Here is a 22,474-nt window from a genome sequence, read left to right as displayed (position 1 = left end):
TGAAAATAAGAGTATAAATTTACTAAAACAGAAGGTCTTTACTGTTACAATTTAATTTTTAACATTATTTTATCACAACTATTTATTTAACTAAATTCGCATGGTATTTAAGTTTTAATAAATAAAAGCACTTTCCATTGGCAAAAAAAGCAAAAAAAGTAACACCTTTAATGAAGCAGTACAACGCGATAAAAGCAAAATATCCTGATGCTTTGTTGTTATTTCGTGTTGGAGATTTTTATGAAACTTTTGGTGAAGATGCTATTAAAACTGCAGGAATATTAGGTATTATTTTAACTAAAAGAGGTGCAGGAAGCGAAAGTGAAATTGAACTTGCAGGTTTTCCGCACCACTCTTTAAATACCTATTTGCCTAAACTGGTAAAAGCGGGAGAGCGCGTTGCTATTTGTGATCAGTTAGAAGACCCTAAACAAACCAAAACTATAGTAAAACGTGGTGTTACCGAATTGGTGACTCCAGGAGTTGCTCTTAATGATGAGGTTTTAGTTTCTAAATCTAATAATTTTTTATGCTCGGTTTATTTTGAAAAAAATAAAATAGGAATTTCTTTTTTAGATGTGTCTACAGGTGAGTTTTTAACCTCACAAGGAAATGCAGAATATATAGATAAATTACTGCAAAATTTTAGTCCGAGTGAAGTCTTGGTTTCTAAACAAAAGCGTACTCTTTTTAACGAAACCTTTGGTGCTGATTTTCATACCTTTTATTTAGAAGATTGGGTATATCAAACCGATTACGCAAATGAAACGCTAATTAAACATTTTAATACCAAGACACTTAAAGGTTTTGGTATTGCAGATTTGCAGGAAGGTATAATAGCTTCAGGATCTGTTTTGCATTACTTAGGCGAAACACAACATAATAAACTACAGCATATAACCTCTATTTCTAGAATAGCAGAAGATGACTATGTCTGGATGGATAGATTTACTATTAGAAATTTAGAGCTTTACAGTTCTACCAACAATAATGCTGTTACCCTTTTGCATGTAATAGATAAAACAATTTCTCCAATGGGAGGACGTTTGTTAAAAAGGTGGTTGGCTCTGCCTTTAAAAAATGTAGAGAAAATAAAACAACGTCATGAAGTAGTTAACTTCTTTACTAAAGACAATACTACGCTTCAAAAAATACAAAATCATATTAAGCATATAGGAGATATTGAACGTTTAATCTCTAAAGTAGCAACTGCAAAGGTAAACCCTAGAGAGGTAATTCAGCTTAAAAACTCCTTAGAAGCAATTATACCAATAAAAGCATTATCGTCACATTGCGATAATGAGTCTCTTAAAATAATAGGAGACAAATTACAAAGTTGTGATGTGCTTCGCGAAAAGATTAAAACCATGCTTAATGAAGATGCTCCTGTAAATGTTTTAAAAGGAAGCACTATTGCAGCAGGCTTTTCAACAGAGTTAGATGAGCTTCGCGCTTTATCTACTTCAGGTAAAGATTATCTAGATAATATGTTACAGCGCGAAAGTGAACGCACAGGAATTACATCGCTTAAAATAGCATCTAACAATGTGTTTGGTTATTATATTGAAGTACGTAATACGCATAAAGATAAGGTGCCAGAAGAATGGATACGTAAGCAGACTTTAGTAAATGCAGAGCGTTATATTACCGAAGAGCTTAAAGAATACGAAAGTAAAATTTTAGGAGCAGAAGAGAAGATTCTAGCAATAGAACAGCAATTATTTGCAGACTTGGTTGCTTGGATGAATCAATACATAAAACCAGTACAGCAAAATGCGTATTTAATTGGTCAGTTAGATTGCTTAGCAGGTTTTGCGCAATTAGCAAAAGATAATAAGTATATCTACCCAATTATAGATGATACACACGATTTAGAAATAAAAGAAGGACGTCATCCAGTAATTGAAAAACAATTACCAATTGGTGAACCATACATAGCCAATGATGTGTTTTTAGATAGAGACACACAGCAAATCATCATGATTACTGGACCAAACATGTCTGGTAAGTCTGCTATTTTGCGCCAGACAGCTTTAATTGTATTATTAGCACAAATGGGAAGTTTTGTGCCAGCAAAAGCAGCTAGAATTGGTTTGGTAGATAAAATATTTACTAGAGTAGGAGCGAGTGATAATATTTCTATGGGAGAATCAACTTTTATGGTAGAAATGAATGAAACCGCTTCTATTTTGAATAATATTAGTAATAGAAGTTTGGTTCTTTTAGATGAAATAGGAAGAGGAACAAGTACCTATGATGGTATTTCTATAGCTTGGGCAATTAGTGAGTATCTACATGAGCATCCTACAAAACCTAAAACACTTTTTGCAACCCATTACCATGAGTTAAATGAAATGACCGAAACATTTACAAGAATTAAAAACTACAATGTTTCAGTAAAAGAACTTAAAGATAATGTATTGTTTATACGTAAACTTGTTGCAGGAGGAAGTGAGCATAGTTTTGGTATTCATGTAGCCAAAATGGCCGGAATGCCGCAACAGGTCTTGCATAGAGCAAATAAAATATTAAAGAAATTAGAAAAATCGCATTCTAGTGAAGAATTAACAGATAAAGTGAAATCAATAAAAGATGAAATGCAGTTAAGTTTTTTTAATTTAGATGATCCTTTATTAGAAGAAATTAAAGATGAAATATTACACACTGATATTGATACGCTTACACCTGTTGAAGCCTTAATGAAACTCAATGAAATTAAGCGAATGTTGGTGAAGAAAAAGCCAGTTTGAAAAAAAAATAAATAATTTTTAAAAAAAAGCTTTGTAGTTCTAAGATTTGTTTTAAATTTGCACTCGCAATAGCAATATAGCACGTTCATTTAAAAGACTGCGAAAGTAGCTCAGGGGTAGAGCATCACCTTGCCAAGGTGGGGGTCGCGGGTTCAAATCCCGTCTTTCGCTCTGAGACTTTCTGAAAAATATACCAAGCGATTTTTTATAAATCGAAATGCTGAAGTGGTGGAATTGGTAGACACGTTGGACTTAAAATCCAATGTCCATTAGGACGTACGGGTTCAAGTCCCGTCTTCAGTACAGATGAAAAGCCGAAACGAAAGTTTCGGCTTTTTTGTTTTAAAAATATNNATATTTTTAAAACAAAAAAGCAATCCAATATTTTGGATTGGCTTTTCTCAACATGTTGAAAACTGGGACTCGACGCAGTCAATTCCCGTCATAAGCAAAACAGAAGCCTTGCAGAAATGTAAGGCTTTTGTTTTTAATTTTAAGTAAATATTATCTCAAGAGCATTCTTTAAGTGAAAAAACAATCCTATTTTATGGATTAACGCTTTTCTAAACAAGAATAAGAGGTTGCGTATCGTTCATTCCTCTTTCTCATACAAAAGCCTTACAGAAATGTAAGGCTTTTGTATTTTTTAGTATTTGATTTTAAAAATAAGCACAAAAAAAGCCTTCATATTTTATGAAGGCTTTTTAATTTTAAGTCTCGTAATTAGTGAGTAGCTTTAGCTTTTAAATCTTTTGCTTTGTCAGAAACTGTATTAGCAGCTTTGTCTACGGCATTTCCAGCAGCTTCTTTTGCATCTCCTGCAGCTTTTTCAGCAGCATCTACAGCGTTTCCAGCAGCATCTTTTGCAGAGTCAACAGCGTCTTCTACAGCTTCTTCTGCAGAATCTACAGCGTCTCCAGCAGCATCAACAGCTTCTTCAGTAGCTTCTTCAACAGCTTCACCAGCTTCTTCAGCAGCCTCTTCAGTTGCTTCAACAGCATTGTTTACTGCGTCTTTAGTTGCTTCAGTTGCGTTTTCAACTGCATCTCCAGCTGCATCTGTTTTTTCTTTAACTTCTCTACATGATGTAAATGATACGCTTAATGCTAATAATAAGGCAGCGCTAAATAATAATTTTTTCATTAGTAATAGTTTTAGTGTTAATTTTCTTATTACGAAAGTAACAACTTCTTGTTAAAATTCATACAAGTTTTGTTAACAATTTTAACATAATTGTTACTTTTAGTAAATTAATTAGTCTATTTACGTATATAATTGATGATTTGGATGACAGCTTCCTTGTTTTTTTTTATGTAATTAAAGTTTTTAGCTCCAGTTTTTTTTCTTTTTGCTTGATTATTAGTTAGTTCGTCTAAAAGCTCAGAGAGTTCTTTTTTGTTTTTTACAGAAAACATTCCTTTTTCAGCTAGTAAAGCGTAAGCTTCAGGAAATTTTTTATAGTTTTTACCTATTATTATTGGTATGCCAAACACGGCAGGTTCTAGAGTATTGTGTAAACCTGTTTTTCCCATGGCACCTCCAACATATGCAATATCTGCATAACTATATGCTTTGGTTAATAACCCTATGGTGTCCATAATAAAAACAGAAAATGTAGATAGGTCTTTATTTTCTTTTTTAGAAAATGTAGTAAAAGGAACTTGTAGTTGATTACAAAACTTATCTATTTGAGAAGTTTTAATATTATGTGGTGCAATGATGAATTTTAATTTATTAGAAGCATTATTGTTTATATAATCTATTAAAATGTTTTCGTCTTCTGGCCATGTGCTTCCTGCTATAATGCATAGGCTGTCTTGTTTAAATTCCTCAATAAAATCTAAGGTGTTGTTTTGTTCAAGTTGACTATATACACGGTCAAAACGAGTGTCTCCAGAAACAGTTACATCTGTATAGTTTATTTTTTTTAAAAGCATTTTTGAAGCTTCGTTTTGAACAAAAATATGATTAAAAGCAAATAAAGCATTGCGCTGTTCTTTTCCGTAGAACTTAAAAAAAGAATGGCTTGGTCTAAACAAAGCAGAAATTAAAATTGCTTTTAGGTTTCTTTTTTTTAATTCCTTTAAAAAGTTAGGCCAGATATCATATTTTACAAAAACAGTGAGTTCTGGTTGTACAAGATCTATAAATTTTTTGGCATTACGTTTTGTGTCTAAAGGAAGGTAAATTACAATATTTGCAATTTCTGTATGCTTTCTTATTTCATAACCCGAAGGAGAAAAAAAACTTAATACTATTTTGTGTTTAGGATATAGCTTTCTTATTTCTTTAAATACAGGTAAGCCTTGCTCATATTCTCCTAAAGAAGCACAATGAAACCAAATGCATTTATCTGTTTTTAAAATGGTTTCTTTTAATATCTTAAATGTTTGTTTTCTTCCGTTAACCCCTTTTTTTATTTTGGTGTTAAACACCGAAACGCCTTTTAAAACACCAGAAGTTAAAGTAATAAGTATGTTATAAATGAAAGCCAATATTTTTTCTTTATTGCTAAAATACATTTCTTTTAAATGATATGCATATCTAGTATTTAATTAATTATTTATTATTCATTCATCTTCATTGCTAAACGTTATGGTTTTTTGTAAATTCGTGATATAAAATGAGCCTAATTTAATTGATGAGGTTTCAAAAAATAACAATGTGAAAAAAATTCAAATGGTTGACCTTAAAGGTCAATATGCAGGTATTAAAGATGTTGTAAACCCAACTATTCAAGAAATAATTGATAATGCTTCCTTTATTAATGGACCTAAAGTTCATGAGTTTCAGAAAAATTTAGAAAACTATTTAGGTGTTAAGCATGTAATACCTTGTGCTAATGGTACAGACGCATTGCAAATTGCAATGATGGGTTTGGGATTAAAACCAGGAGATGAAGTTATTACCGCAGATTTTACATTTGCAGCAACAGTTGAGGTAATTGCATTATTGCAATTAACTCCAGTTTTGGTAGATGTTAATCCAGATGATTTTAATATTAGTGTTGCTGCTATTAAAAAAGCAATAACACCAAAAACAAAAGCTATAGTGCCTGTGCATTTATTTGGGCAATGTGCAAATATGGAAGCAATCATGGAAATTGCTGAGGCACACAATTTATATGTTATAGAAGATAATGCACAAGCAATTGGTGCAAATTATACATATGCTAATGGTAATACTGCAAAATCAGGAACGATTGGTCATGTAGCATCTACTTCTTTTTTTCCTTCTAAAAACTTAGGGTGTTATGGAGATGGAGGAGCTATTTTTACCAATGATGATGCGTTAGCTCATACTATTAGAGGAATTGTAAATCATGGTATGTATGAACGTTATCATCATGATGTGGTAGGTGTAAACTCTAGGTTAGACTCTATACAAGCAGCAGTGTTAAATGCAAAATTACCATTTTTAGATACCTATAATAAAGCAAGGCAATCTGCAGCAAGAAAATATAACAAAGCATTAGATGGAATACCAAATATTACAACCCCTCAGGTTTCTAAAAACTGTACATCTATATGTGAGGATTGTGATTGTCATGTGTTTCATCAATACACATTAAAATTAAATAATGTAGATAGAGATGGTTTAGTAAAATACTTAAATAGCCACGATATTCCTTGTGGTGTATATTATCCTATTCCGTTACATAACCAAAAAGCTTATCAGGATACCAGGTATAACGAAGCAGATTTTCCAGTTACCAACCAGTTGGTAAAAGAGGTGATTTCTTTACCAATGCATACCGAGTTAGACGATGAGCAAATAGTATTTATTACCAATAAAATTAAAGAATTTATAGCAAATAATTAAGATTACCACAAGGAGGTAGGCTGTACGGTTTCATCTTTTTTTGTTATATATGGCAGCAAAAAAAGGATAACGCTACCATTCATAACGCACATAGTAACCAATGAAAGTATTAGTAACAGGAGGTTTAGGTTTTATAGGGTCACACACTGTTGTAGAACTTCAAAAAGAAGGATACCAAGTTGTAATAATAGATAATTTATCTAATTCTTCTATAGAGGTTTTAGATGGTATTGTTGCTATTACAGGAAAAAAACCAATATTTGAGCAATTAGATTTAAGAGATAAAACCAAGGTTCAAGGTTTTTTTAAACAGCATCAAGATATTAAAGGAGTAATTCACTTTGCCGCAAGTAAAGCTGTAGGAGAAAGTGTAAAAAAACCATTGTTATACTATGAAAACAATATTAATACATTGGTTTATGTATTACAAGAGCTAGAAAAATTAGAAATAGCTAATTTTATTTTTAGTTCGTCTTGTACGGTTTATGGTCAAGCTGAAAAAATGCCAATAACAGAAAGCGCTCCAGTACAAAAAGCAGAATCTCCCTACGGAAACACCAAACAAATAGGAGAAGAAATAATACAAGACACCTGTAAAATAAATCCAAAAGTACAAGCAATAGCATTGCGATATTTTAATCCAATAGGAGCACATCAAAGTGTTAAAATAGGAGAGTTACCAATTGGTGTACCACAAAATTTAATACCATACATTACGCAAACTGCAGGAGGTATTCGAGAACAACTTTCTGTTTTTGGTGATGATTATCCTACTCCAGACGGAACCTGTATTAGAGATTATATTCATGTTGTAGATGTTGCTATAGCACATGTTATAGCATTGCAACGTTTGTTAGCTACAAAAAACGAAATAAATTTTGAGGTTTTTAATTTAGGAACAGGAACAGGAAGTTCTGTTTTAGAAGTAATAGAATCTTTTGAACGCGTTTCTGGTGAGAAATTAAACTATAAAATAGTAGCTAGAAGAGAAGGAGATGTTATTTCGGCTTTTGCAGATACCCAAAAAGCAAATAAATATCTTGGTTGGAAAACAGAACTTACTCTAGATGATGCTATGCTTTCTGCCTGGAAATGGCAACAAAGCTTAAATAAGGATTAGCAAATCTTAAATTATAAATACCTTCTCTTGTAAATTTTGTAATATTTCTCTTATATGACTAAAATATATGTATTAATATATTGATTAACAATTATTTAATGCAAACTATTCGTGATTGGTTAATATTATTGCGTTCTTTGTAATGAATGAAAATGATAAAACAATGAAATTGATTACAGTAAAACGTCAGACAAGACAAGAAAACAGATTTGCTCCTAAAATGGGGAGATTAAACGCTAAAGTTACTTACATTAAAAAGCTAGTATTTGGTATTCCTATTAAAACATTGCATAAATACCGAGAAACCTATTATGGAGAAGTTAAAGACTGCAATGATTGTAGTTTAGCTAGATAAATAAAAAAAAGCCTCGAATTTTTCGAGGTTTTTTTTATACTTCTTTCTTTTTAAAATTACCTATAATTAGGAGTCCTAAACCAAGCATTACAGACATATCTGCAACGTTAAAAATTCCTGTTCTAAAAACACCACCAAGATCTATATGAAACATATCTGTAACAGAGCCATATATAAATCTATCGTAAATATTAGCTATACCACCACCTAAAATACAGCAAAAACCTATTAAAGAAAAGGTGTCTAAGTTTTTGTTTTTAAAAATTAAAAACAAAACATAAGCCATTACAGAAATAGGAATAATAAGTAAAAATATGGCACGCATGGTTGGGCTTAAATCACTTCCCATTCCTAAAAAAGCACCAGAATTTTCTACATTATGTAAAGTGAAATAATCTCCAATAATTTCAGATTTACTTCCTCTTGTAACATTTTCTCGTGTCCAAATTTTAGAAAGTTGATCAATTACAATATTAAAAATAATTAAAAATGTAATAAATAGAGAGCGCTTCATTATGCTTTAGTTTCTATAGATGCAGCAGCAGTTTGTGCTTCTCTATTAATTTTTTTAACTAAGCCTTGTAATACTTTTCCTGGTCCAACTTCAGTAAATAGAGTGGCTCCATCTGCAATCATTTGTTGTACAGATTGTGTCCAACGAACAGGAGCTGTTAATTGAGAAATTAAATTCTTTTTTATTTCTGCTTCGTTAATAACAGCACTAGCAGTAACATTTTGATAAATTGGGCAATTTGGTTTGCTAAATGTTGTGTTTTCTATTGCAGCAGCTAATTCTTCTCTAGCAGGTTCCATCATTGGTGAATGAAAAGCACCACCAACAGGAAGTACTAAAGCACGTCTAGCACCAGCTTCTTTCATTGCTTCACAAGCACGATTAATAGCGTCTACTTCACCAGAAATCACTAATTGTCCTGGGCAGTTATAATTTGCAGCAACTACAATTCCTTCGGTTTTAGCACAAATATCTTCTACTATTTTGTCTTCTAAACCTAAAACAGCAGCCATAGTGCTTGGTTGTATCTCACAAGCTTTTTGCATTGCCAAAGCACGTTGTGAAACTAAACGTAATCCATCTTTAAAAGTTAAAGCACCATTTGCTACTAATGCTGAAAATTCACCAAGTGAGTGACCTGCAACCATATCTGGTTTAAAGTGATCACCTAATGTTTTTGCTAAAATTACAGAATGTAAAAATATTGCAGGTTGTGTTACTTTGGTTTCTTTTAAAGCTTCTGCAGTACCTTCAAACATAATGTCTGTAATGTTGAATCCTAAGATTTCATTTGCGTCTTCAAATAAAAGTTGTGCTTCAGGTGCGTTTTCGTATAAGTCTAAACCCATTCCTGAAAATTGAGCTCCTTGACCTGGAAATATATATGCGTTCATTGATGTCTAAATTTAAGATGCAAAAATAGTAATAATTTATTAAAGCTGCTTGCATATGTTTGTATTCACTGCTTTAATTTCTATTTTTAAATAGAAAAAAAGGATGCTTTACAAAAAGCATCCTTCAAGCTAACCTTTTATTTCCTACAATAAAAAGTTCCCCAAATTTTTTTATATATTTTTAAAATACAACCCCTTCAAATTCATGCATTCCTTATAGGTATTTGTACCTAATAGATTACAAATGATATACCTTGTTTTTTTTGAAATATTTGATGTGTGATTACTATTCAATGTATATTAGTAATTAATGATGAATTATTGTTTTTAGAAGTGTAATTATAGTCATTTGTAGCTTTACTATCGTTTAAGTTAAGGTCAATAAGCAACATGATTTGTGCTGTTACAAGTGCTATAGCAAATGCAATTAATACAATAAACAAAAAGTTGTTTTTTTTCACGAGTAAGTAGGTCAAGTTAAAAACAATATTAACGCAATAATAGAAGTTATAAAAAAAAATGTCGTGAATTGGTTAGTTTTGTACGTAGAAAGTTGGGTTTATACCCTCTGGACAGGTGTTTTTTGGGCAGCAGCTTTAAATAATAGGTTTTTTTAGTTTTTAATGCTGGTTGTAGGCATTTTTAAAATCTTGTTTGTATGTGTTTGATATAGGTATTTCTAGGTTATTAATATGTATGGTATTTCCTTTTACACTTTCAATATTATCTAATTTAACCGCATATGACCTATGTACACGACAAATTCCTTTAAGCTCCTTTTGTTGAAGAAAGCTATTTATAGTACCTCTTTTTAAATACTTTTTAGTTTTAGTGTGTATTTCTATATATTTATCTGAAGACATTATAAAAAGTAAATCATCTTCTTTTAAATTGTGTATTTCGTGTCCAATTTTAATATTAAAATACTTGTTAACCTTTTTGTATCTATTAAGTACAATATTTAAAGTAGAAAAAATATTAGCTTCATTAAATGGCTTTAACAAGTAGGCGTCTGGAGTTAATTTTGCCGCTTTGTTTACAGTAGATTCATCTGCAAAAGAGGTTAAAAATATAAATGGAATGTTTAGGTTTTCTCTAATGTATGTAGCAATTTCAAAACCTTGATTTCGGCCATGCATATTTATGTCTAAAATAGCAATGTCAGGTGTGTTTGTTTTTAATGCTTGAATGGCACTTTCTGCATTAAATGCTATTTCTGTGACCAGATATCCTAAATCTTCTAAAATGCTGCTTAGCTGTTCAGAAATAAACACGTCATCATCTACTATTAGTACTTTAGATTTTGTTTTATCTCGCATCAAATTTAATTTTTATAGAAAACCCGTTTGTATTGTTGCTACTTAAGTTTCCTAGTAATTGTCTGGTAGAAAGCGAATATATTAATTTCAAACCAAAAGATTTAGTGTTTGCTAAATCTATATGCTCGGGAAGGCCTTTACCATTATCTGTATATGCAAACAGAATTTCATTTCCTGTTTTTGAAATGCTGATTTCTATTTTTTTAGCTTCGGTATTGTTCCACGCATGTTTTATGCTATTAACAATTAACTCATGCAAAATAAAACCTAAAGCTTGCGCTTGCTCTACGTCTAGCCACAATGCTTGGCCATGTACTATAAAATGATCTTGTGGTGTTTTTATAGGTTTTAATAATTGGGTAACAATATCATTAAAATATTCATAGACATCAATTTGTTGGTAGTTTCCTTTTTGATACATTTTTTGATGTATTAGTTGCATGGCATCGATGCGTTTTTTACTATCTAGTAAGGCTTCTTTAGCAATCTTATCTTTGGTGTTTTTAGATTTTAAATGTAATAATGAAGATGCTACTTGCATATTGTTTTTTACACGATGATGTACTTCTTTTAAAAGTATTTCTTTATCTTTTAATGCTTGGTTTATTACTTTATTCTTTTTTGCTAATATGACTGCAATTTTCTTTTTTTGGTTATAAAAATATGCAACACATAGTACAAGAAAAAGAAGGGTTATAACGCTAGAAATGGCAATGTAGTTTTTTAATTTACTACGCTCTTCTTTCTTGTTGTATTCAAATTTTAAGAGTTTAATTTCATTTATTTTGTTAATACTATCTGTTAATGTTTTCTGCTTGTAAAGATCCTGCATATCTAGGCGAATAATTTCCTTAATACCATCTTCATCTCTTATTTGATTACTAAAGGCGTTATATTTTTTATAGTATTTAATAGCGTTTTGTAAATCACCACTTTCTTCATAGGCACGACCTAAACCTAGACTTGCTTTTTTTAAGCTAATAATATGATTGGATTTATGCGCAATAGTATATGCTTTTTGATAATAGGCGTTTCTTTCTTTTTTGTTATTTAATGCATTGTGTGTTTTTGCTGCAATAATATAGGCTTTATCTAAATCGTCTTTAATTTTTAAGGCTTCAAATTGATGTAAAGCTAAGTTTATTTGTGCAAGAGCTTCTTTACTATTTTTTTGTAATAGGTGTAATCTTGCTAAATTGGTTCGTATTTTAGCTTCCAAAACAATTGCTTTAATAGATATAGCAGCATCTAAAGCTTCTTTAAAGTAGTTTAAGGCATTTTGTAAGTTGTTTTGTTCTAGGTGTAATTCGCCTAATTTGTTTAAAGAATTAATTAGCCTGTTGTTGTTGTGCAATCGTTTACCAAATTCTACCGCTTTTAAATAATTTTTTTCGGCTGTTTTATATTCTTTAATGGTAACGTTAACGTCTCCAAGGCTTTCGTAGATGGAAGATTTAAAGCCCAAAAAATTATGGTATTTACAATAATTTAGAGCTTCTTCTAAAGTTTCAATACTTAATTTGTAATTTGCTTGAGCTTCATATATTTCACCTATATTAATTTTTGCTCTAGCGTACTCCACAGTGCTATTATATGTTAAGGCATAGTCTAGTGCTTTAAAATGGTGTTTTAGTGCAAGCTCCATGTTTCCTAGGTTGTGGTTCAGGTTTCCTAGATCTCCATGAATTTCAGCAATGCCTCTGTAGCAATCATTTTCTCTTGAAAATTCTAAACCTTCTTGTAGCGTTTCTTCTGCTTCTTCAAACTGGCCTAACATGATTTGTGAATGCCCTAGAAAATGATATGCCTTAGAAATATTATCATATTGTGTCGTTATTTTGGCTAAGGCCAAATATTCTGAACTATTTTTTAATCCTTGATTAAAATCTAAATACACAGTTTTCCAGCAACAATAGCGGTATGCATCAAGTCTTAGGTTTATAGGATTCGTTTTTGTTGAGGCTATTTGATAAGCAGAATCTATAGCTCGTTGTTTTTTAGCACTAACTTGGCTAATCCCTTGGATTGTAAAAAATATTGCTATTAAAATATGTAAGTACCTCATTTATTAAAGCGAAAATAAATGAAATAATTTTAAAAAAAACATAGCGTTATTATTTTATTACAGATTACCAGTTGCTGCTTCTGCACAGCGTTCCCCATCCATAGCTGCGCTAATAATTCCTCCAGCATAGCCACCACCTTCACCACAAGGGAAAAGTCCAGTAATTTCTGGGTGTTCTAAATTTTCTTTTCTTGGAATGTTTACAGGAGAAGAAGTTCTGGATTCTACACCAATAATATTAGCTTCAGAAGTATAAAATCCTTTCATTTTAGAACCAAAAGCTTTAAACCCTTGACGTAATCTACTTCCTATTAGCTTTGGAAATAAAGAGTGTAGTGGAGCAGTGTTTAATCCTGGTTGGTACGAAGTAGGGTTTAAACTGGTAGATAAATTACCTTCTACAAAATCGGTTAAACGTTGTGCAGGAGCGCTTTGGCTTCTTCCTCCAGCAGTAAAGGCTAATTTTTCAAAATCCTTTTGATATTCTAATCCTTTTAGTACACCAAATTTTTCGTATTTAGGTAAATCTTTATCTACATTAATTTCTACTACAATACCAGAATTTGCAAAGGCATTGTTTCTTTTAGAAGGAGACATTCCATTAACTACAACTTCACCATTTGCAGTAGCGGCAGGAACAATAAATCCGCCAGGACACATACAAAAAGAATACACACCTCTATCGTTTACTTGGTGTACTAAGCTGTATGCAGCAGCAGGAAGTAACTCGTTGCGTTCGCCTTTGCAATGGTATTGAATGCTATCTATAATATGTTGTGGGTGCTCTACACGAACTCCCATGGCAAAAGATTTTGCTTGTAAAGCAATTTCTTTTTTATGCAATAAATAGTAGATGTCTCGAGCAGAATGACCAGTGGCCAAGATAACTCGATTAGCAGTTAATTCTTTGCCGTTTTGTAATTGTAAAGCTTGAATAGCATTATTTTTTATTACAAAATCGGTAACACGAGCTTCAAAATGAATTTCGCCACCATATTTTAAAATAGTTTCTCTAATATTAGAAACTACTTTTGGTAATTTGTTAGTACCAATATGCGGATGCGCATCTACCAAAATTTGGTCTGTTGCACCATGAAAGACAAGGTTTTCAAAAATTCTACGTACATCACCACGTTTTAAACTACGTGTGTATAATTTTCCGTCACTATAGGTTCCTGCACCTCCTTCACCAAAACAATAATTAGAATCTTCGTTTACAAAATGGTCTTGATTAATAGCTTTTAAATCACGACGTCTGTCTTGTACATTTTTTCCACGTTCTAAAACAATAGGCTTAAAACCCAATTCTATACAACGCAAAGCAGCATACATTCCTGCTGGACCAAAACCTATAATATGAATAGGTTTAGCGTTAGAAACGTCTTTATATGCAAAGGTGTATTCTGAAGTTTCAGGAACAGGCTCCTTAATAAAAACAGATACTTTATAATTAAAGATTATTTTAGGTTTACGTGCATCAATAGATTTACGTAATACTTTAATTCCGGAAATGTCATCTCGAGAAATATCTAATTTTTCGGAAGCCTTAATTAAAAGAATGCTTGGTATTTCTTCTTCTTTAAGTGAAACGCGTAATTGAAGGTCTTTAATCATGCTGCGAATTTACGGAAAATAGCAATAGCTAATAAAAGATTTTTAGGATTTACATGGTAGTAGGAAACAATTTTTTAACCCAATTAATATTTAGTTAACCCATACATAATGTTAAACTCTAATTAGGTTAATACAGCAGTGCTAGTTTTACTTTTTTAATCCAAAACAAATATTATGTATAAAAGAATTACGCTTTTAAGTGCTTTCCTATTTACTTGTTTTATAGGCTATGCACAAGTCTCATTACAGATTACTGAAATCTGGCCAGGAAATGGAGAAGGAGACAATTTAACCTCAGATTGGTTTGAAATTACAAATGTAGGAGATGTCCCTTGGACTCCTGCAATGGGAGATTTATATTTTGATGACGACTCTCAGGATTATACCACGGCAGATTTAATAAGTGGTATTACTAGTATTCAACCAGGAGAATCTGTAATAGCAATAGACGATACAGATACTGCCGAATTTATTGCTGTTTGGGGTAGTGTTTACAACCTAACAGGAGTACAAATTGGAACTTATGATGGTTCTGGACTAGGTGGAGGAGGTGACACTGTTACTTTATTTATGAGTATTGGCGCTCCTGTAGATGCTAATTCAATAGTCGATTTTGAAGCATATCCAGATACAGAGCTTTCTCCAGGACAGTCTTATGATGTTGCAAAAGGAGATTTTAGTACTATTGATGAGTTACCTTACCAACCTGTTGCTACTGCTAATAATAATATGAATGAACCTGCAATTGGTTCGCCAGGAAATTTAGGTCCAGCATTGCCTAATTTACAAATTACAGAAATCTGGCCAGGAAATGGAGAAGGAGACAATTTAACTTCAGATTGGTTTGAAATTACAAATGAAGGTCCAGGAGTTTGGACTCCAGCTTTTGGAGATTTATACTTTGATGATGATTCTCAAGATTATACAACAGCAGATTTAATAAGTGGTATTACTAGTATTCAACCAGGAGAATCTGTAATAGCAATAGACGATACAGATACTGCAGAATTTATGGCTGTTTGGGCTAGTGTTTACAACCTAACAGGAATACAAGTTGGAACTTATGATGGTTCTGGACTAGGTGGAGGAGGTGATACCGTTACTTTATTTATGAGTATTGGCGCTCCTGTAGATGCTAACTCAATAGTCGATTTTGAAGCATATCCAGATACAGAGCTTTCTCCAGGACAGTCTTATGATGTTGCAAAAGGAGATTTTAGTGCTATTGATGAGTTACCTTACCAGCCTGTTGCTACTGCTAATAATAATATGAATGAACCTGCAATTGGTTCTCCTGGTAATTTAGGGCCTTTAGCAGCATCTACATCTACATTAGGTATTATTGTTGATACGATTAATTTAACCTCTTTTTTAAACTTACCAGAAACAAATGCTGGTTTTGTAAGTGGCGTTGTAAACGACCCTACAGATCCAGCAAGTACTATTGGTATTCCTTTTCATATTATGGATGCAGAAACACCTGTAGCAGATTTAGTGGTTACTGCTACTAGTAGTGATGAAACTATCGTTTCTAATGCAAATCTTGTGCTTACAGGAATTAATGAAGAACGTTTATTAACCATTACTCCTTCTGCTTTAGGTTTTACAACTATAACGGTAACAGTTGAAGATACAGATTTCAATACCGCAACATATACTATCAGTTATGCAGCTTCTGAAGCTTCGGTAACACCAAGTACAACACGTTTTCATACAGGAGCAGCAGATGGTTCTACAGGAATAGCAATCGATACCAATTATGGTTGGGTTGGAGATGACGAAGACCAAACTTTACGTTTATATAATGGAAATCAATCAGGACTACCAATAACTGCTATAGATTTTAATACTGCTTTAGGAACCACTGCTGAAGCAGATTTAGAGGGTTCTTTTTTATTAGAAAATACAATTTACTGGATTGGCTCTACTGCAGAGGAAGATAGATCGGTTATTTTTACTACTAAGGTTTCTGGAACAGGAGAAGCATCAACACTAAGTTATTTAAATAAATATACTAGCTTAAGAGATGATTTGTTGGCTTGGGATGAAAATAATATCCATGGTTTAGGTACTAATCACTTTCAATTAAGTACTATTTTAGAAATAGAAGCTTTAGCACTTGCACCAAACAGTACAACAACAGCTTATTTGGGTTTAAGAAGTTCAACAATAGAGAATAAAGCTATTGTAATTCCTGTAACTAATTTTACGGACTTACCAGGAATGCCAGCTGGTTCTGCTACTTTTGGTACTCCTATACTTTTAGATTTAAATGGAAGAAGTTTAAGAAGTATGGAATGCAATGAAAATGGATGTGTTTTAATAGGAGGACCTTTTGGAAACAAAACGGACTTTAAACTATATACTTGGTCTGGAGATTCTGTAGACCAACCAGAATTACGTGCTGCAGATTTAACCGCATTACAAGCAAATGGTTCTTTTGAAGGATTAGTTGCTTTACCAGTTTCTACTTTTTTAGGAAGTGATGGAGATTCTGATTCTGTAAAGTTATTAGTAGACTTAGGGGCTACGGTTATTTATAATGATGGTAATGAAAATAAGTCGCTACGTAGCGAATGGAAAAAATTTAGAAGTGACATCGTTACTTTAGGTGCAGTTGTGCAACCTATTGTTAAAACTCCAGTCATTAATGAGTTTGTTGCAGATCATACTTCTGGAGATACAGCCGAGTTTGTAGAGATTTATGGAGATCCGTTTACAGATTATTCTGCATACACTATTGTTGAAATAGAAGGAGATGGTAGTGCTTCTGGTGTCATTGATGATGGTACTTTTACTTTAGGAACCACTAATGAAAATGGTTTCTGGACTACTCCTTTTCAATCTAATACTATAGAAAACGGAACTATAACTTTATTGCTGGTAGAAGGATTTTCGGGTAACGTAGGTGATGATATTGATACAGATAATGATGGTGTTATTGATGTAACTTACTGGAATAATATTGTAGATGGTATTGCGAGTTCTGATGGAGGAGCTTCTGATTTTGTTTATGCATTAGATCTAGCTCCAGGTTTTGATGGTAATGCTGCTCAAGTAGGAGGTGCGTCTCGTATTCCTAATGGTGTAGATACAGATACAACTGCAGATTGGATGCGAAATGATTATGAAGGAGAAGGATTAGATGGCTTTACAGGAACTCCTATTGAAGGAGAAGCACTTAATACTCCAAATGCAAGTAATAAACCTGTAGGACCAATATTAAATATTACAGAAATCTGGCCAGGTAATGGCGAAGGAGATAACCTTACAGCAGATTGGTTTGAAATTACAAATAATGGTCCAATAGCTTGGACTCCAGATTTAGGTGGACTTTATTTTGATGATGACTCTCAAGATCCAGCTTCTGCAGTGTTAATAAGTGGTATTACTTCTATTGCACCTGGAGAATCTGTTGTTGCTGTTGATGCAGCAGATACTGCTAATTTTGTTGCTGTTTGGGAAGGTGTTTATAATATTTCTGGAGTACAAATAGGAACCTATGCAGGAGCAGGTTTATCTGGTGGAGGTGACGCTGTAACGTTATGGATTGGCGAACCAACAACCGTAGGTAGTATTGTCGATTTTGAAACTTTTCCAGATACAGCATCTTTTCCAGGACAATCTTATGATGTAGAAAAGGAAGCGTTTAGTGTACTTAACGAAATACCTTACACACCAGCAGCTACAGCAGGGAATGATATGGGAGAATCTGCAATAGGATCACCAGGAAACCAAGGTCAAACGCTAAGTGTTATAGGTTTTAATAACCATACAAATACAGTAAAAGTGTTTCCTGTACCTTTTGAAAATGAATTATATTTAAAACTAGATTTACTTACGCCTGTAACTTCTAAAGTGCAAATTTTAAATGTTTTAGGTGCTGTTATTTATAGTGAAGAGATGCAATTAACCAGTGGTAAAACTTCACTAGGTTCTCAAGCTAATTTAGCATCAGGAATGTATGTTTTACGTATTCCTGCATTAGATTTTACAATGAAAATTGTAAAGAAATAATATTTTAAACTTTATTAAAAAGCCAGTTAGTATTATACTAACTGGCTTTTTTTATAATTAATTTTTATTAAAAAATTAAACTAACGCACCATTAGCACCAATTACTTGACCTGAAATCCATTTAGAATCATCACTAGATAAAAATAATGCCACTTTTGCAATATCTATAGGTTTTGCTAAACGGTTAAAAGCATTCATACTGCTTAATTTAGCTATAAACTCTGGCGTTTTTCCTGTTAAAAATAATTCGGTTTCGGTTGCTCCTGGAGCTAATGCATTTACCGAAATACCTCTTCCTATTTCTTTAGAAAATACACGTGTCATTTGTTCTACAGCAGCCTTAGATGCTGAGTACAATGCATAGGTAGGAAACATTAGTTTAACTGTACTCGATGATATATTGATGATGTTTCCGTTGTCTGCCAATTTACTACTTGCTTCTTGTAGTGTGTTAAATATACCTTTAACATTAACATCAAACTGTTTTGTAAAATCAGCTTCGGTATTATCTTTTAATTCTTTAGAAATCATTACACCAGCATTGTTAATTAAAACATCTACTTTTCCAAATGCGGCTATTGCCTGGTCAAATAACTTGGTTACATCTTCCTTTTTACTTACATCTGCTTTTACAGAAATAGCTGTTCCTCCTTGTTCTGTAATTGTGTTTACGGTTGCTTGTGCTTCGGTTTCACTATTGGAGTGGTTTACTACTACTTTAGCTCCATTTTTAGCTAAAAGTGTTGCAATTTCTTTTCCAATTCCTTTAGAAGAACCAGTTACTATTACTACTTTACTATCTAGTTTCATATGTTTAAAGTTTTAAGCGTTAATTGATTTTTTTTTTTAGGTGCTTTATCTTATTTTAAAGCAACAAGTTTATCAGCAACTATAGTTAAATTAGATGCTATTATTTCTGGTTTTTCAGCTAATGGATATAATTGAGCCCCTGGTCTGCTAATAAAAGCACCTCTCCAATTTGCCCAAATAGCGCCAGCAATATCCCAACCATGTGCTGCCACTAAAAGACATTCTTCTGGTTTTATTTGCATTTTTCTGGCAGCCCAGTCATAGGCATCTGTATGAGGTTTAAATTTACCCATATCTTCAATACTTAATCTTTGGTCAAAATACTCTAATAAACCTGCATTTGTAAATTGGGTTTCTACACCTTTGTTAGAGGAATTTGTAAACGAAACCAGTTTATATCCTGCATCTTTTAATTTTTGTAGTGCTGCTTTTACTTCTGGATGTGCTGGTAAGGATCTAATTGGGCCTAAAATTGCTTCTTTTGCTTGGTCTTCTGTTAGTGTAATACCGTTGTTAGAAGCTACCATTTGTAAGGCTGCAGCACCTATAATACCAAAATCATTATATTGTCTTCCAACTGTAGATACTAAGGAGTATTGTAACATAGTTGTAAACCATAAAGGTAATAGGTCACTTCTGTTTCCTAGAATTTTACCCACACTATCTTTCATAGCAGTAAGGTCTAGTAAGGTTTCGTTAACATCAAAAAATAATACTTTAGGTCTTATTGCAGTTTCTTCTGTTTTTGTTGGCTCATTTAATGAAGCGCTAAAAGCTAGTGAAGGAGCAGCTAAGCCTACCATTGCTGTTTTTTTAATAAAATCTCTTCGGTTGTTTTTTTTGTTTTTCATAGGTTGTATTATTTTAAAACATACTAACTAGTATGTTTTTGGTTAAAAAAAATTAAGCTTTTAATTGTTTTAAATATAAGGTAAGGCCTTGTATGTAATCTTCAAGAATTTCATCATTATCATATAGTTTTCTAATACCACGAATGCCTTCAAAAGCGCTTATTAAGTATACAGCAACAGCAGTACTTGAAATATTTTTATGGATGGTGTTTTCTTCTTTTCCTCGTTCTATAAGTTGAATTAAAACAGATTTCCATTCGTTAATAATGTTTCTTAGGGCCATTTGATAGGCTATTTCAAAATCTGCAATTTCATTTATAAAATTGTTCATTGGGCAACCGTGTTTCTTTTCGTAAACAGGAAAAGATTTAAGGCGTTCTATAAAAGTGTTTTCTAAAATAGTTAAGGTGTTTCCTTGTTGATATAAAGGAGAAATCATTCCTTCATAAACTCTTTTTTGCACTTTTAAACTAATAACAGCAAGACCTAATTCTTTTTTGTTTTTATAATGGTGATAAAAAGCGCCTTTAGTAAGCTTGGTTGCTTTCATTATTTTATCTACACTAGTGGTTTTAAACCCGTTCTCATAAAACAGTTTAAACGATTGGTTTAGAATGGTTTTTTTGGTGAGTTCTGATTTAAGTTCTTGTTGCATAATACAAATATAGAATAAAAAATACCAGGTAGTATGTTTTATGTGTTAAAGTATAATTAAATAGCGTATAGATGTTTTTTATTTTCTTTGGTATGTTAAGAAAGAAAAATCATGTTTATGATTTTCATCTTTTTGGTGATAGCTATCGTTTATTTTTTTCCAGATTTTAGTATCAATTTTAGGAAAGAAAGTATCTGCTTCAAACTCTTCATGAACACGAGTAATTTCTATTTTATCTGCTAAAGGCATGGCTTGTTTATAAATTTCTCCACCGCCAATAATAAAAGGTTGCATATCACTTTTAGCCTTTGCTATTGCTTTATCTAAAGAGTTAACTACAATAACGCCTTCTGGAACCTGGTAATTTTCTTGCCTAGATATTACAACATGTGTTCTGTTAGGTAATGGTTTAGGAAAACTTTCAAAAGTTTTTCTTCCCATAATAATATGATGTCCAGATGTAAGTGTTTTAAATCTTTTTAAATCATCACGTAAATGCCAAATCAATTGGTTGTCTTTACCAATAGCGTCATTTTCTGCAGCTGCAACAATAATAGTTATTACTTGTTTTTTAGCAGCTATACTTTCATTATATAATTGCGTTTCTGCAATAATAGGAGCTTCGTTTTTAAGGTTTTCTTTAATTTTTTCTATGCGTTCTTCTTGTTTACTAACTAGTTTTTCTAGTTGTTTTTGCTCCCATTCTTTTCCCATAAAAGTTTGAAATAAAAATACATTTAAAAAGTGCCAAAACAGCAGTAAAAACCAGAAGGCAATTATTACAGTAGACCAAGGTAATGTTGCTAAAGTAAACGCATCTGCCAAACCTAAACCAACGTTAAAAGTGTATAGAATTAAACCAATAACGGCAAAAACAATAAAGTGCGTATAAAAGCGTTTTTTTTGCTTAATTCTACGTTGTGCATTTTGTATAAGTTGCAATTGCTCTTGATCTATTTGTGGTTTGTTTTTCTTTTTTCCAAACATAGTCTTGCTTTTAAAAAGTAAAGTTACTTAATTCTTTTTTTGTTTTTTGAGTTATTTTTTTATCTGATAACCAGTGTGTTATGTGGTATTGCTGATTGTTGAATTCTTTAAATAAGTATTGCTTTTATGGTAAATTAAAATTTTTAAAGTGTAATTATTAGCAATAAAATAATAATTCAAAATTAGGTATTTATTTTTTTGATACCTCTAACTTTCTTATTTAATTTTGAATAAGTTAAATCAATAATATTATGGCAATTAAGAAACAATTTTTAAAAAGTAAGCCAGTTTGTAAAGTTACATTTACGGTTCCTGCAAAAGAAGCAAAAGAAGTTTTAGTAGCAGGTAATTGGAATAATTGGGACACCAAAGCAGCCCCTTTACAAAAACTTAAAAACGGAACATTTAAAGGGACTATAAACTTAGAAAGCGGAAGTTCTTATGAGTTTAAATACCTTGTTGATGGGGAGTGGAAAAATGAAGAACAAGCAGATGCTCTTGTTTGGAATGACTATGCCGCATCTGAAAACAGTGTGATAAATTTGTAATAATTTATTAAAAAAAAGAAAAGGTACAATCTAAGTAAGAAAGTACCTTTTTAAAATTTTTTAATACGCAATGTTGTCTTTAAAAGTATAGTTGTAAATATTTTAAAAGAAACAGCATTGGGCTTGCCATTTAAATATACAGCATCTTTTTTTT

The 22,474-nt window shown here is 32.1% G+C and carries 18 protein-coding genes and 2 tRNA genes; 8 read left to right on the top strand and 12 right to left on the bottom strand.

Features of this window, described 5'->3' with window-relative positions:
- Nucleotides 1-137: 137 nt before the first annotated feature.
- The 3 genes from mutS (at nucleotide 138) to KO494_RS10720 (ending at nucleotide 3,053) form a co-directional block, all read left to right on the top strand.
- A complete protein-coding gene (mutS, locus tag KO494_RS10730; RefSeq protein ID WP_215967597.1) occupies nucleotides 138-2,750 on the top strand; it encodes a DNA mismatch repair protein MutS in 2,613 nt (870 codons plus the stop codon).
- Between the two features lie 99 nt (nucleotides 2,751-2,849).
- A tRNA-Gly gene (locus KO494_RS10725) sits at nucleotides 2,850-2,921 on the top strand.
- A 48-nt stretch (nucleotides 2,922-2,969) separates the two neighbouring features.
- Nucleotides 2,970-3,053: transfer RNA gene (locus KO494_RS10720), tRNA-Leu, on the top strand.
- A gap of 420 nt (nucleotides 3,054-3,473) precedes the next feature.
- On the opposite strand, the gene KO494_RS10715 is transcribed toward KO494_RS10720, so the two are convergent.
- Nucleotides 3,474-3,893: a hypothetical protein gene (locus KO494_RS10715; protein WP_215967596.1), complete on the bottom strand. Its 420-nt coding sequence runs from the start codon at nucleotides 3,891-3,893 to the stop codon at nucleotides 3,474-3,476.
- Between the two features lie 116 nt (nucleotides 3,894-4,009).
- Nucleotides 4,010-5,245, bottom strand: coding sequence for a 3-deoxy-D-manno-octulosonic acid transferase (locus KO494_RS10710; RefSeq protein ID WP_215967595.1), 1,236 nt, complete (start codon nucleotides 5,243-5,245; stop codon nucleotides 4,010-4,012).
- 169 nt (nucleotides 5,246-5,414) lie between these two features.
- Between KO494_RS10710 and KO494_RS10705 the strand changes: the two genes are divergently transcribed.
- The 3 genes from KO494_RS10705 to KO494_RS10695 all read left to right on the top strand — a co-directional run bounded on the left by KO494_RS10705 (nucleotide 5,415) and on the right by KO494_RS10695 (nucleotide 8,047).
- Nucleotides 5,415-6,572: a DegT/DnrJ/EryC1/StrS aminotransferase family protein gene (locus tag KO494_RS10705; protein ID WP_303427590.1), complete on the top strand. Its 1,158-nt coding sequence runs from the start codon at nucleotides 5,415-5,417 to the stop codon at nucleotides 6,570-6,572.
- Nucleotides 6,573-6,672: 100 nt separating this feature from the next.
- The gene (gene galE, locus KO494_RS10700) at nucleotides 6,673-7,692 is read left to right on the top strand and encodes a UDP-glucose 4-epimerase GalE (RefSeq protein ID WP_215967594.1); all 1,020 of its coding nucleotides are present in this window, start codon (nucleotides 6,673-6,675) and stop codon (nucleotides 7,690-7,692) included.
- Between the two features lie 163 nt (nucleotides 7,693-7,855).
- Entirely contained in the window at nucleotides 7,856-8,047 is a 192-nt protein-coding gene (locus KO494_RS10695) for a hypothetical protein (RefSeq protein WP_215967593.1), read from the top strand.
- 34 nt (nucleotides 8,048-8,081) lie between these two features.
- Here the strand turns inward: KO494_RS10695 and lspA are convergent, their stop codons facing one another.
- The 6 genes from lspA to KO494_RS10665 form a co-directional block, all read right to left on the bottom strand.
- Nucleotides 8,082-8,561 (bottom strand): signal peptidase II, encoded by a 480-nt coding sequence (gene lspA / locus KO494_RS10690; RefSeq protein ID WP_215967592.1) that lies wholly within the window; start codon nucleotides 8,559-8,561, stop codon nucleotides 8,082-8,084.
- Nucleotides 8,561-9,454 (bottom strand): ACP S-malonyltransferase, encoded by an 894-nt coding sequence (fabD, locus tag KO494_RS10685; protein ID WP_215967591.1) that lies wholly within the window; start codon nucleotides 9,452-9,454, stop codon nucleotides 8,561-8,563. Before fabD ends, lspA begins: the two co-directional genes overlap by 1 nt.
- A 290-nt stretch (nucleotides 9,455-9,744) precedes the next feature.
- Nucleotides 9,745-9,897, bottom strand: a complete 153-nt coding sequence (locus tag KO494_RS10680) for a hypothetical protein (RefSeq protein WP_215967590.1) — start codon at nucleotides 9,895-9,897, stop codon at nucleotides 9,745-9,747.
- Nucleotides 9,898-10,074: 177 nt separating this feature from the next.
- On the bottom strand, nucleotides 10,075-10,773 hold the full coding sequence (locus tag KO494_RS10675) for a LytTR family DNA-binding domain-containing protein (protein ID WP_215967589.1): 699 nt from the start codon (nucleotides 10,771-10,773) through the stop codon (nucleotides 10,075-10,077).
- On the bottom strand, nucleotides 10,763-12,838 hold the full coding sequence (locus tag KO494_RS10670) for a tetratricopeptide repeat protein (RefSeq protein WP_215967588.1): 2,076 nt from the start codon (nucleotides 12,836-12,838) through the stop codon (nucleotides 10,763-10,765). Before KO494_RS10670 ends, KO494_RS10675 begins: the two co-directional genes overlap by 11 nt.
- A 57-nt stretch (nucleotides 12,839-12,895) precedes the next feature.
- Complete coding sequence (locus KO494_RS10665) at nucleotides 12,896-14,452, bottom strand: NAD(P)/FAD-dependent oxidoreductase (protein WP_215967587.1); 1,557 nt, start codon at nucleotides 14,450-14,452, stop codon at nucleotides 12,896-12,898.
- A 174-nt stretch (nucleotides 14,453-14,626) separates the two neighbouring features.
- On the opposite strand from KO494_RS10665, the gene KO494_RS10660 reads away from it, so the two are divergent.
- Nucleotides 14,627-18,469: a T9SS type A sorting domain-containing protein gene (locus tag KO494_RS10660; RefSeq protein WP_215967586.1), complete on the top strand. Its 3,843-nt coding sequence runs from the start codon at nucleotides 14,627-14,629 to the stop codon at nucleotides 18,467-18,469.
- A gap of 75 nt (nucleotides 18,470-18,544) precedes the next feature.
- Here KO494_RS10660 and KO494_RS10655 read toward each other — a convergent pair whose 3' ends face one another.
- The 4 genes from KO494_RS10655 to KO494_RS10640 all read right to left on the bottom strand — a co-directional run bounded on the left by KO494_RS10655 (nucleotide 18,545) and on the right by KO494_RS10640 (nucleotide 21,772).
- Nucleotides 18,545-19,279, bottom strand: coding sequence for an SDR family oxidoreductase (locus KO494_RS10655; RefSeq protein ID WP_215967585.1), 735 nt, complete (start codon nucleotides 19,277-19,279; stop codon nucleotides 18,545-18,547).
- A 50-nt stretch (nucleotides 19,280-19,329) separates the two neighbouring features.
- On the bottom strand, nucleotides 19,330-20,130 hold the full coding sequence (locus KO494_RS10650) for a haloacid dehalogenase type II (RefSeq protein WP_215967584.1): 801 nt from the start codon (nucleotides 20,128-20,130) through the stop codon (nucleotides 19,330-19,332).
- Between the two features lie 52 nt (nucleotides 20,131-20,182).
- Nucleotides 20,183-20,785 (bottom strand): TetR/AcrR family transcriptional regulator, encoded by a 603-nt coding sequence (locus KO494_RS10645; protein ID WP_215967583.1) that lies wholly within the window; start codon nucleotides 20,783-20,785, stop codon nucleotides 20,183-20,185.
- A 78-nt stretch (nucleotides 20,786-20,863) separates the two neighbouring features.
- Entirely contained in the window at nucleotides 20,864-21,772 is a 909-nt protein-coding gene (locus tag KO494_RS10640; RefSeq protein WP_215967582.1) for a dihydrofolate reductase, read from the bottom strand.
- 251 nt (nucleotides 21,773-22,023) lie between these two features.
- Here KO494_RS10640 and KO494_RS10635 point away from each other — a divergent pair, with 251 nt between their 5' ends.
- The gene (locus KO494_RS10635) at nucleotides 22,024-22,320 is read left to right on the top strand and encodes an isoamylase early set domain-containing protein (RefSeq protein WP_215967581.1); all 297 of its coding nucleotides are present in this window, start codon (nucleotides 22,024-22,026) and stop codon (nucleotides 22,318-22,320) included.
- Nucleotides 22,321-22,474: the final 154 nt, after the last annotated feature.

This window comes from Lacinutrix sp. C3R15, from assembly GCF_018860825.1.
In the GTDB taxonomy this organism is placed as follows: Bacteria; Bacteroidota; Bacteroidia; order Flavobacteriales; family Flavobacteriaceae; genus Oceanihabitans.
Note: the sequence above shows the minus strand (reverse complement) of the source record. Positions and strands in the feature narration are given on the sequence as shown.